Genomic DNA, 11,888 nt, shown 5'->3' on the forward strand with positions numbered 1-11,888 from the left:
CGTCGGCCGGCGTGCGGCCGCCGGTGCGCTCACCGCACTCCCGGCCGCCGGCCCTCGCTGTCAGTGCGGCGTGGCAGGATCGGGGGCGTGGCAGAGACAGCAGCGAAGCAGACCGACAAGACCCCCGGCGGCCCCCGTCCCCGGCTGATGCTCATGGACGGGCACTCGCTGGCGTACCGCGCGTTCTTCGCGCTGCCCGCGGAGAACTTCACGACCGCGACGGGCCAGCCGACGAACGCGATCTACGGCTTCGCTTCGATGCTGGCCAACACCCTGCGTGACGAGGCGCCCACGCACTTCGCGGTGGCGTTCGACGTCTCGCGCAAGACCTGGCGCTCCGAGGAGTTCACCGAGTACAAGGCGAACCGCTCCAAGACCCCGGACGAGTTCAAGGGCCAGGTCGAGCTGATCGGCGAGCTGCTCGACGCCATGCACGCGCAGCGCTTCGCCGTCGAGGGCTTCGAGGCCGACGACGTCATCGCCACCCTCGCCACCCAGGCCGAGGCAGCGGGCTTCGAGGTCCTGATCGTCACCGGCGACCGCGACTCCTTCCAGCTGGTCACCGAGCACACCACGGTCCTCTACCCGACCAAGGGCGTCTCCGAGCTGACCCGGTTCACCCCGGAGAAGGTTTTCGAGAAGTACGGCTTGACGCCCGCCCAGTACCCCGACTTCGCCGCCCTGCGCGGCGACCCGTCCGACAACCTTCCCGGCATCCCGGGTGTAGGCGAGAAGACCGCCGCGAAGTGGATCAACCAGTTCGGCTCCTTCGCCGAGCTGGTGGAGCGCGTCGACGAGGTCAAGGGCAAGGCCGGCCAGAACCTCCGCGACCACCTGGAGTCCGTCAAGCTCAACCGCCGGCTCACCGAGCTGGAGCGCGGCGTGGAGCTGCCGAAGACGGTCGCCGAGCTGGAGCGCGCACCGTACGACCGCAAGAACGTCGCGATGATCCTGGACACCCTGGAGATCCGCAACCCGTCGCTGCGCGAGCGGCTCTACGCCGTCGACCCCGGCGCCGAGGAGGCCGAGTCCACGCCGGTCGCGGAGGCGGGCGTCGAGGTCGACGGCACCGTCCTCGGCACCGGCGAGCTGGCCGGCTGGCTCGCCGGGCACGGCACCGGCCCGCTGGGCGTCGCCACCGTCGACACCTGGGCGCTCGGCACCGGCTCGGTCGCCGAGGTCGCCCTGGCCGCGGCCGGGGGAGCGGCGGCCTGGTTCGACCCCGCCGAGCTGGACGAGGCCGACGAGAACGCGTGGGCGGCCTGGCTGGCCGACGCCGCCCGCCCCAAGATCTTCCACAACGCCAAGGGCGCCATGCGGGTCTTCGCCGAGCACGGCTGGACCATCGACGGCGTCACCATGGACACCGCGCTCGCCGCGTACCTGGTCAAGCCCGGCCGTCGCTCCTTCGACCTGGACGCGCTCTCCCTGGAGTACCTGCACCGCGAGCTGGCGCCGGCCGCCGCGGCCGACGGCCAGCTGGCGTTCGGCGCGGACGACGGCGCCGAGGCCGAGGCCCTGATGATCCAGGCCCGCGCGATCCTCGACCTCGGCGAGGCCTTCGAGGCCCGGCTCCAGGAGGTCGGTGCCGCGGACCTGCTGCGGGACATGGAGCTGCCCACCTCCGCCCTGCTCGCCCGGATGGAGCGGAACGGCATCGCGGCCGACCGCGCGCACCTCGAAGCAATGGAGCAGATGTTCGCGGGCGCGGTGCAGCAGGCCGTGAAGGAGGCGCACGCGGCGGCCGGCCACGAGTTCAACCTGGGCTCGCCCAAGCAGCTCCAGGAGGTCCTCTTCGGCGAGCTGGCGCTGCCGAAGACGAAGAAGACCAAGACCGGCTACACCACCGACGCGGACGCGCTCGCCTGGCTCGCCGGCCAGACGGACAACGAGCTGCCGGTGATCATGCTCCGGCACCGCGAGCAGGCCAAGCTGCGGGTCACGGTCGAGGGCCTGATCAAGACAGTCGCCGCCGACGGCCGCATCCACACCACGTTCAACCAGACGGTCGCCGCGACCGGCCGCCTCTCCTCCACCGACCCGAACCTCCAGAACATCCCGGTCCGCACCGACGAGGGCCGGGCCATCCGCCGCGGGTTCGTCGTCGGCGAGGGCTTCGAGTCGCTCATGACCGCCGACTACAGCCAGATCGAACTGCGCGTGATGGCCCACCTCTCCGAGGACGAGGGTCTGATCGAGGCGTTCACCTCCGGGGAGGACCTGCACAACACGGTCGCCTCCCAGGTGTTCGACGTCGACCGCTCGGCCGTCGACGCGGAGATGCGCCGCAAGATCAAGGCGATGTCGTACGGCCTCGCGTACGGCCTGTCCGCCTTCGGCCTCTCCCAGCAGCTGAACATCGACGCGGGCGAGGCCCGAGGCCTGATGGACACGTACTTCGAGCGCTTCGGCGGAGTCCGCGACTACCTGCGCCGCGTCGTCGACGAGGCCCGCGCCACCGGCTACACGGCGACGCTCTTCGGGCGCCGCCGCTACCTCCCCGACCTCAACAGCGACAACCGGCAGCGCCGGGAGGCGGCCGAGCGGATGGCGCTCAACGCGCCCATCCAGGGCACGGCGGCGGACATCGTCAAGATCGCCATGCTCCGAGTGGACGACGCGCTGCGCGAGGCCGGGCTGAAGTCCCGCATGCTCCTTCAGGTCCACGACGAAATCGTCCTGGAGATCGCCCCCGGCGAGCGCGACCGGGTCGAATCCCTGCTCCGCGACCAGATGTCCAACGCGGTCCACCTCCGCGCCCCTCTCGACGTATCGGTGGGCGTGGGCCCGGACTGGGAGTCGGCAGCGCACTAGCCTCCGGCGAGAGCCGACAGAGGGCATGCTGCCGAGGCGGCCGGCAGAGGGCGCGTTTCCAAGGCAGCCGACAGAGGGCGCCGCTCCCCGATCCTGGTGGAGCGGAGCCTTCCCTGTTTCCGGTCCTGCGGCGGCGGCGCCATCAGTGCCCTTCGCTTCTCCCCTCCTTCGCGTGTCTCCTCCTTCTCCTCTCCTCTCCTTCGCCTCTCTCCCCTCCTGCTTCTTCTCTCCGCTCCTGCTTCTCTCTTGTTCCTTCTTCGTCGCCGCCCTTTTTTCTCCGCCGCAACGGTGCTCAGCCACGACGGCGGCTTCCGGCGGTGCCGGACCCACGGGTTGCGCCAGGTTCGGCACCGCCGAAAAGCGCCGCTTCGGCTGCTCGTCGTTGCGGCGGACAGAAAAGAGGGCGCCGGAGCGGGCAGCGGAGCGAAGCGGGGGCGGAGAGGGAAAAAAGGGGCACGGCCCCGTCACTCGCGTGGACCCCGTCAGAACGCCCCGGCCTCCGCCACCGGCAAGGATGCGGCCATGGGTATACGTATGGTTCACCGCCGGACGCCCCAGAGCAGGCCCCCGGCCAAGGCCCGTTCCGCCTCCGCCTCCGCTCCGGTCACGGCGTCCGCGTCGGCCCCGGCCCTGGCGGTCGGCGCCAGTTCCGCCCGCATCCCCGCCGACCTCGCCGTCACCCTGCGCCGGGCGGCCACCCGATTCCGGCGCCGGCTCCGCGCCCGCCCCGACCTGCGCCGGTGGTTCGACCTCGCCCGCAGCTACCTCGCGCTGCTCCTCGCCGCGCTCCCCGGCCCCCGCCGCCCCCGCACCATGACCGTGTTCGTGGCGAGCCTCACCGAACGGCCGAAGGACTCCGCCGGACCCCGTCGGCCACCGGCACCGGACGCCACGCCCTGACCGCCACGGCGTACCCCAGCACCCCCAGCAGCAGCCCCGCGCCCGTTCCGAAGAGCACGGCGGGCAGCAGCTCCCAGGGCTTCGCCGCAGCCCCCCAGTACTCCCACCACCGCACCGCCCGCCGCACCGCCGCGAGCAGGGCGCAGCCGGTGATTCCGGCACCGGCCCACCACCGGTCCCGTACCGACAGCAGCGGCACCCCCAGCGGCTCACCTGCCGGTGCCCGCCGTACCGCGCGGACCGTGAACACGGCGACCACGGCCGCGCCGACCGCCGAACTGCCGTACTGGAGCAGGGTGTACAGCGGCATGCCCGCGACGTTCCGGCCGATCGCCGGGATCAGCCGCATCCCCCAGCGGTCGTGGTGCGTGAACGCGTCCCAGACGACGTGCGTGAGAGCGCCGAGCACGGCGGAGACGTACCACCAGGCGGTCACGGAGAGCCCGGCACGCGCGCGGGGCGCCCCGCAGCGCACCAGCGCGGCCACCCGCCCCTGCCGGGCGCGGGGCGCGAGGGCCACGAGGGGTTCCCGGACCAGCAGCCACAGCGCCACCAGCGCCCAGGCGAACAGCACGTCGACGGTGACGACACCGGTGAAGGAGTGCGTGAAGTCGCCGAACTCCATGGCATCCGGCACCGCGCTCGCCGCGTAGTAGGTGAGGTCGGGCGCGAAGGACCCCGCGACGAGCACCGCCGGCACCAGCCGCCCGCGCCCGGTTCCGTCGCCGCGCACGGCGGGCAGCACGGCGGCGGCATGGCTGAGAGTGAACGGCACCCGGGCCTCCTGGAGCGGTCGTCGGCCGGAGCGCCGAACAAGTGATCGCGTACGGCAAGTATCCGGGACACCACCATCGTTCAACGGGGGATGGCCAACTGGTGAAAATCGGGCACCGCCGGGTGTCCGTGGAAGGGAAGTTGTCGTAGGGTCGCCTGGGTCGCCACCCCGGCGTGCACGGCCGGATGCGCTACCTCACCACGCGAAAGAGGTAACAGGGGCAACCACAGCACCGGGTCGACCGTCACACCAGATACGAGCGGACAGACGGAGACGGGCGCTCAGAAGGCGCCCATGGGAGGGGTTCACCTTATGGCGGCGCAATTCGGCAGGCGGCTGCGCAAGGGAGCGGCGACGACCGCCGCGGCCGCGTTGGCGGTAGCGGCTCTGTCCGCGTCCCAGGCACCGGGCGCCACGTCCGGAGACACGGGCAGACAGGCCAACGCCGGCGCCAGCACCTCCGCGCCCGACGGAGCCGGGGCGGCCGACGGCGCCACCGGCAACTCGCCGTACTACACGGACCTGCCGCCGCTCAACAGCCCGAACCCCAGCGCGAGTCCCACGGCCCCCTCGTCGAGCATCGGCACCGCCGTCTCCCGCGGCGCGGCCGAGGCCGGCATCCCCGCCACCGTCCTCGACGCCTATCAGAAGGCCGAGGCGGAGCTGCGCAGTTCCAAGCCCGGCTGCAACCTGCCCTGGCAGCTGCTGGCCGCCATCGGCAAGGTCGAGTCCGGCCAGGCCCGCGGCGGTGACGTGGACGCCGAGGGCAACACCCTGCACCGGATCCTCGGCCCGCAGCTCGACGGCAACGGCTTCGCGCTCATCCCGGACACCGACGGCGGCAAGTACGACGGCAACAGCGAGTACGACCAGGCCGTCGGCCCCATGCAGTTCATCCCGTCGACCTGGGCGTGGGCGGGCCGCGACGGCAACGGCGACGGCGTCAAGGACCCCAACAACGTCTACGACGCGGCGCTCGCCGCCGGCCACTACCTGTGCCGCAACGGCTGGGACCTGTCCGTCCAGGCCGACATGAACAGCGCGATCCTCAGCTACAACAACTCGCAGGCCTACCTCAACCTGGTCCTGTCCTGGTACGAGTTCTACCGCAAGGGCACCCACTCGATACCGGACGGCACGGGCACCGTGCCCTCGCACCGCAGCGACGGCTCGACCGGCTCCGGCTCCGGCTCCGGCTCCGGGGCCCACGGCGCCGGTTCCGGCGGGTCCACGACGAAGCCGGGCAGGACCACGCCGAAGCCCGCCGAGCCCACGCCGAGCACCCCGAGCACGTCGCCGAGCCTGCCGCCCACGGCCACCGACACCGTCGACCACCTGGAGGACGCGGGCACCGCCACGCTCACCGCGATGGCGGGCGACGCGTTCGGCAAGCAGATCAGCACGCGCGCGGAGACCAAGGCAGGCCGGGTCGTCGCCAAGGTCCGGGTCCGCTTCACCATCGTCGGGGACACGGACGCGACCTTCAGCGGCGGTGAGAACACCGCCACGGTCGCCACCGACAGCAAGGGGGTCGCCGTCGCGCCGGCACTCCAGGCGGGCGAGAAGACCGGCGACTTCACGGTCCACGCCAGCGTGGTCGGCCGCACGGTCAAGGGCGTCGACTACGACGCGACCGTCACCGCGCGCGCCGCCGACGACCTCGCCCTCGTCAACACCACCGCGCTGACCTGCACCCCGGGCGGTGAGTTCGCCGACCAGGTGCAGGCGAAGGCCACCTACCAGGGCGCCGCCGCCGACAAGGTCGCCGCCACCGCCACGCTCGTCAAGTCGGCGGACGACGCCGGCGAGAACGACAAGGGCCCGTACTTCAAGGACGCGAACGGCAACGCCGTCCGCACCCTCACGGACCTCCAGACGGACGCGAACGGCCTGCTCGCCCTGCCCAAGCTGTACGCGGACGACACCACCGGCACGTTCCTGCTCCGCATCACCACCACCGGCGGCGCCACTCTCACCGTGGAGCTGACGGTCGCCGCGGCCGACCCCTCGTCGAGCCCGTCGCCGAGCTCCTCGCCGAGCGCCTCCGCATCCGCGTCGGCCTCCGCCTCCGCCTCCCCGAGCGCTTCCGCCTCCTCCTGATCCACCGTCGCACCACCACGAGGGCGCCCTCCCGCCGACGCGGGACGGCGCCCTCGTCGTCGTCCGACCTGTTCTCATCTCACCCTCCCGTTGCTACGGTGCCCGGACCTGACGAACCATCAGGAAGCCGCCGGCCGTAGGGAGGCCCCGCATGCGCGCCCTGATCGCCGCCGCGAGTGGTCTCGTCCTCGCGGTCGTCCTGGTCGTGACGATCAGCGCCCTGGGGGCGCCGGACGGAAAGACGTCCCCCGAGCCGCTGCTCACCACGGTGCCGTCCCACCCGTAACCGCCGCCCCGGGAGGCCGAGATGCGCCGCAAGGCCAGTCTGGTCCTGCTCGCCTGTGCCGTGTTCTTCGCCGCGCTGTCCCCGCTGCTGCGCTGGTACGCCTTCCCGCGGCTCGCCAAGATCCCGGCGAACCAGTACCAGGCCATGGTCCTGGTGGCGAAGAACGCCACGCTCCTCGACTACGGCACGATGAAGGCGAAGAAGGTCCCCCGGGTCACCATCGTGCAGACCCTCAAGGGCAACGTGGCGGCCGCGAAGAGGATCGAGAGGACCGCGGGCCGGGACGTCGTCGTCTGGGACGGCCTGTCCTACGTCCAGGGACCCGACGGCAAGATGGTCTCCGAGATCCCCGAACGCTACATCTTCGACGCCCACAGCCAGGAACCCGTGCACGCCACCGGCGAGATGGTCGACGGTGACCCGGTGACCCGGGACGGCATCGAGTTCAAGTTCCCGTTCCTGACCGAGAAACGGGACTACGAGTACTTCGACGCGCAGACCCGCACCACCAACCCCATCCACTACAAGGGGACGCAGACCTTCAGGGGGGTCAAGGTCTACTACTTCGAGCAGACCATCCCGTGGACCAAGGTATCCCTGCCCAAGAAGATGCCGGTGCAGGGCATCACCCCGGAGTCGGTCGCGAAGACAGGCACCACCCGCTGGTACACCACCGTCCGCAGGTTCTGGGTCGAGCCGGTCACCGGCGCGCCCGTGTACGGCGAGGAGATCCACAAGGAGGAGCTGCGCGGCGGCACCCTGCTGGGCGGCCGCGCCAAGGTGACGGCCTTCGCCGGCGACGTGAAGATGCGCGAGGACTACATCGAGAGCACGGTCGCCCTGGTCAAGCACAACCGCACCCTCGTGCTCATGCTGACCTCCTACCTCCCCTGGGGGTTCCTGTCCCTCGGCGTCGCGCTGCTCGCCCTCTCCCTCTGCCTGGAGGCCCGCGGCCGCCGCCCCGCCGACCCGGCACCGGCCGACGCCCCGGTCCCGGAACCGGTCAGCGCCTGAGCCGCGCGTTGGTGTGCCGGGTCGGCTCGGCCGTGGCGGGATCCTCGGGCCAGGGATGCTTCGGATACCGCCCGCGCAGCTCGGCCCGTACGCCCTTGTAGCCGTCCTTCCAGAACGAGGCGAGGTCGGCGGTGACGGCGACGGGCCGCCCGGCCGGCGACAGCAGATGCACCAGCACCGGCACCCCGGCCACCGCGGGCGACTCCTGCAAGCCGAACATCTCCTGCAACTTGACGGCGAGCACCGGCTGTTCGGGATTCCCGTAGTCGACCCGGATCCGCGACCCGCTCGGTACGGCGATCCGCTCCGGCGCCAGTTCGTCCAGCCGTCCCGCCTCACCGCCCGCCCACGGCAGCAGCCGGCGCAGCGCCTCCCCGGCGTCGATCCGGCCGAGCCCGGCCCGCCGACGGGCCCGGCCGAGCTCCGGCTCCAGCCATTCGTCCACGCGCGCGTGCAGCGCGTCGTCGGACACGTCCGGCCAGGGCGCACCGAGACGCAGCCGGAGGAAGGCGAGCCGCTGCCGAAGCGCGACGGCGTCGGGCGTCCACCGCAGCAGGCCGAGCCCCTCGCGCCGCAGCCCGTCGAGCAGCGCGTCGCGTACGAGGACGGGGTCGGCGTCACGCAGCGGCCGCACCGCGAGCCCGATCGCCCCGAGCCGTTCCACGCGCCGCGCGACGACGTCACCGTCGGCCCAGTGCACCTCGTCCCGCTCGTCCAGCAATGCTCCGGCCGCCACGCGCGCGACCTCCTCGTCCACCGCCGCCGCGAGCTGCACACGCGCGTGCCCCTTCCCGAGGGGCCGGTCGGCGACGGCGACGGCGAGCCAGGGCGTGGACCGCAGCGCTGAGCCCTCCCGGAGTTCGGCACGGGTCCCGGAGACCATGAGGTAGGAACCGCCGTCCGCCCGGCCGACCCGCTCCGGAAAGGCGAGGGCGGCGACGAGCCCGGCGACCTGATCGTCGGGAGTGCCCGGCCCGAACTCGGCCGCGCCTGCTGACCGGCCGGCATGGGCGGGCGGGTGGGAAATGTCGTCGAAGACGGCCCGCAGTCGCCGGACCTCCGCACGCCACCTCCCGGAATAGGCGTCACCCCCACGCCGCACACTGCGCAGAGCAGCGCCCAGATCGTCGCCGTACTCCCGAGGAACCTCCTCGCTCAACAAGGCGACCACCTCCGCGGCCCGCTCCACCCCCACCACCCCGGCACCGTCCACCAGCGCCCGCCCCAGCCGGGGGTGCAGCCCCAGCCGCGCCAACCGCACCCCCCTCTCCGTGGCGCGGCCGACGGGGTCAACCGCCCCGACCGCCGTCAGCAGCTCCCGCGCCGCCCCCATCGCTCCGCCTGGCGGTGGATCCAGCAGCGCCAGCCCCGTGGCCCCGGGATCGCCCCAGCAGGCCGTCTGGAGGGCGAAGGCGGTCAGGTCGGCCACCTTGATCTCCGGTGCCGGAAAGGCCGGCAGGCGGGTGTCCTCTGCCTCGGACCAGCACCGGTACACCGCGCCGGGCGCCTCACGCCCGGCGCGCCCCGCCCGCTGCCGCCCGGCCGCGCGTGACGCCCGCACCGTCGTCAGAGCGCTCAGCCCGCGCGCGTGGTCGACCCGCGGCTCCCGCGCGAGCCCGGAGTCGACCACCACCCGGACGCCCGGGACGGTCAGCGAGGACTCCGCCACCGATGTGGTGAGGACCACCCGGCGCCGTGCGCCGGGCGCCAGCACCGCGTCCTGGACGGCCGCCGGTGCCCGGCCGTGCACCTGGAGCACCTCGGTGTCCCCGAGGTCCCCCAGCTGCCCGGCCACGCGCACGATCTCGCCGACCCCGGGCAGGAAGCACAGCACGTCCCCGGAGCACTCGGCCAGAGCCCGCCTCACGACCGACGCCACGTGTGTCAGCAGCAGGGGGTCGACGCGCATCCCGTGCGGCGGCCGCACCGGACGCGCCGGCGGCGCCCACACCACGTCCACGGGGTACGAGACACCGGCCGCCTCGACCACCGGCGCGTCGCCCAGGAGCCGCGCCCAGCCCTCGGCGTCCGTCGTCGCCGACGCGGCGACCAGGCGCAGCTCCGGCCGCAGGGTCTCGCGCACGTCCAGGAGGAAGGCCGCCACCGTGTCGGCGTCCAGATGGCGTTCGTGGCACTCGTCGAGGACCACGACGTCGACGCCGGACAGCTCCTGGTCGCGTTGCAGGCGCTGCAACAGCACGCCGGTCGTGACGACCTCCACGCGTGCGTGGCGCCCCACGACCCGCTCGCCGCGCACGGTGTAGCCGATGCTCCGCCCGACCTGCTCGCCGAGCAGCCAGGCCATCCGGCGGGCCGCCGCACGGGCGGCGATCCGGCGCGGCTCGGCCACCACCACCCGCCGCGCCGGCCCGTCGCCCAGCAGCCCGGCCAGTGCCAACGGCACCAGCGTCGTCTTGCCGGTGCCGGGCGGTGCCACGAGGACGGCGCTGCCGTGCCCCTCCAGGGCGTCGTGCAGACCGGGCAGGGCCTGCCGTACGGGCAGCGCGTCCAGGGCGTCGTAACGGATCACGCACCTAGTGTCGTACGGCCCCGGAAACGCCCCGCACGCGCGCGTGCGTTTCCTTCAGTGCCCGGTCCGGCTCGCGGCGATCAGTCGCGTTCGCACACGAAGATCGCCGTCCCCGGGAGCAGATTGCCCCGCAGCGGGGACCAGCCGCCCCATTCGGACGTGTTCCAGGCCGGCCATTCCGGCTCCACCAGGTCGACGAGCCGGAAACCCGTGGAGGCGATGTCCCGGACCCGGTCGCCGAGCGTGCGGTGGTGCTCGACGTACACCGCGTGGCCGTCCTCGTCCTGCTCGACGTAGGGCGTCCGGTCGAAGTAGGAGGCCGAGACCGAGAGCCCCTCGGGGCCGGGCTCGTCCGGGAACGCCCAGCGGATCGGGTGCGTCACCGAGAAGACGAACCGCCCGCCCGGCCGCAGCACGCGGCGCACCTCGCGCAGCACCAGCCGCGGGTCGGCGACGAACGGGAGCGCGCCGTACGCCGAGCACACGAGGTCGAAGGAGGCGTCCGCGAAGGGCAGCGCGCCCGCGTCCGCACAGACCAGGGGAAACGATCCGCCGATGCGCAGCGCGTGCTGGAGCTGGCGGTGCGAGAGGTCCAGGGCGACCGGCCGGGCGCCCTGGGCGGCCAGCCAGCGCGCGCACTGGGCCGCGCCGGCGCCGATCTCAAGGACGTCCTTGCCCTTCAGCTCCTCCGGCGGGCCCAGCAGCTCCGCCTCCACCTCGTCGAGGCCCTCGGGGCCCCACACGAAACGGTCGTCGCCGAGGAACGTGCCGTGCTCGACCTGGTACTCGTCGGCGTTGCGGTCCCACCAGCCCCGGTTGGCCCGGCTGCTCTCCGCGACCCCGGCGGCACGCCGGGTGGCTTCCGGTTCGGCCTCGGCGCCGGTCGTCGCACCGGTCTGGTCGAGGTCGAACGAATCGGGCTCTTGGATGATCGGCTCCCTCGTCGTACTCTTCCGTGCAACCCCGTCACGGGCGTGTCACGGACGGGGTGGGTCAGGCCTGCGTGGCCTCGTGGGACGGTTCTTGTGCCGGGTATGCGGCGATCCGCCCCGGGTGTGCGCCTTCGCGCATTGACCCTGCCCGGCTGCCCCCGTATGCTACAAGTTGCGCTGCGGGCCTGCGCACCTCAGACGTAGCAGGCTGCGCTCGCATCTGTTGTATGTCCCCTCGGTTCTCGAGGCGCCACCAGTGGTTTTGTGTGGCGCTTCCTTGGCTGTCCGGCTTCTTCAGAGCGAAACGGGCTCCCGGCGTAAGCAGTACCTACGACTTCAATGTCCGTACCGGAGCCCTTTCCCACATGACGAGCAGCACCGAGACCACCGCCACCACCCCGCAGGTAGCGGTCAACGACATCGGTAACGAGGAAGCCTTCCTCGCCGCGATCGACGAGACGATCAAGTACTTCAACGACGGCGACATCGTCGACGGCGTCATCGTGAAGGTCGACCGGGACGAGGTCCTGCTCGACA

General features: G+C 72.6%; 8 protein-coding genes and 1 pseudogene. 6 read left to right on the forward strand and 3 right to left on the reverse strand.

Annotated elements, in window-relative coordinates; genetic code table 11:
* The first annotated feature begins 87 nt into the window (after positions 1 to 87).
* Together polA and JF597_RS31945 are read left to right on the forward strand one after the other, a co-directional pair.
* Complete coding sequence (gene polA, locus JF597_RS31940; RefSeq protein ID WP_294003262.1) at positions 88 to 2,814, forward strand: DNA polymerase I; 2,727 nt, start codon at positions 88 to 90, stop codon at positions 2,812 to 2,814.
* A gap of 522 nt (positions 2,815 to 3,336) precedes the next feature.
* Positions 3,337 to 3,714 (forward strand): hypothetical protein, encoded by a 378-nt coding sequence (locus tag JF597_RS31945; RefSeq protein WP_294003264.1) that lies wholly within the window; start codon positions 3,337 to 3,339, stop codon positions 3,712 to 3,714.
* Here JF597_RS31945 and JF597_RS31950 read toward each other — a convergent pair.
* Entirely contained in the window at positions 3,650 to 4,489 is an 840-nt protein-coding gene (locus tag JF597_RS31950; protein WP_294003265.1) for a DUF4184 family protein, read from the reverse strand. The genes JF597_RS31945 and JF597_RS31950 overlap by 65 nt on opposite strands.
* 312 nt (positions 4,490 to 4,801) lie before the next feature.
* On the opposite strand from JF597_RS31950, the gene JF597_RS31955 reads away from it, so the two are divergent.
* The 3 genes from JF597_RS31955 to JF597_RS31965 all read left to right on the forward strand — a co-directional run bounded on the left by JF597_RS31955 (position 4,802) and on the right by JF597_RS31965 (position 7,889).
* Positions 4,802 to 6,589 (forward strand): lytic transglycosylase domain-containing protein, encoded by a 1,788-nt coding sequence (locus JF597_RS31955; RefSeq protein WP_294003267.1) that lies wholly within the window; start codon positions 4,802 to 4,804, stop codon positions 6,587 to 6,589.
* A gap of 151 nt (positions 6,590 to 6,740) precedes the next feature.
* A complete protein-coding gene (locus JF597_RS31960; protein ID WP_294003269.1) occupies positions 6,741 to 6,875 on the forward strand; it encodes an SPW_0924 family protein in 135 nt (44 codons plus the stop codon).
* A gap of 21 nt (positions 6,876 to 6,896) precedes the next feature.
* A complete protein-coding gene (locus tag JF597_RS31965; protein ID WP_294003271.1) occupies positions 6,897 to 7,889 on the forward strand; it encodes a DUF3068 domain-containing protein in 993 nt (330 codons plus the stop codon).
* On the opposite strand, the gene hrpB is transcribed toward JF597_RS31965, so the two are convergent.
* On the reverse strand, positions 7,879 to 10,419 hold the full coding sequence (hrpB, locus tag JF597_RS31970) for an ATP-dependent helicase HrpB (protein ID WP_294003273.1): 2,541 nt from the start codon (positions 10,417 to 10,419) through the stop codon (positions 7,879 to 7,881). The genes JF597_RS31965 and hrpB overlap by 11 nt on opposite strands.
* 80 nt (positions 10,420 to 10,499) lie before the next feature.
* Positions 10,500 to 11,348, reverse strand: coding sequence for a class I SAM-dependent methyltransferase (locus JF597_RS31975; RefSeq protein WP_294003285.1), 849 nt, complete (start codon positions 11,346 to 11,348; stop codon positions 10,500 to 10,502).
* Between the two features lie 368 nt (positions 11,349 to 11,716).
* Between JF597_RS31975 and rpsA the strand changes: the two are divergent.
* Positions 11,717 to 11,888: pseudogene (gene rpsA / locus JF597_RS31980) on the forward strand (30S ribosomal protein S1); the annotation flags it as partial.

The organism is Streptomyces sp., from assembly GCF_019510245.1.
Taxonomy (GTDB): Bacteria; Actinomycetota; Actinomycetes; order Streptomycetales; family Streptomycetaceae; genus Streptomyces.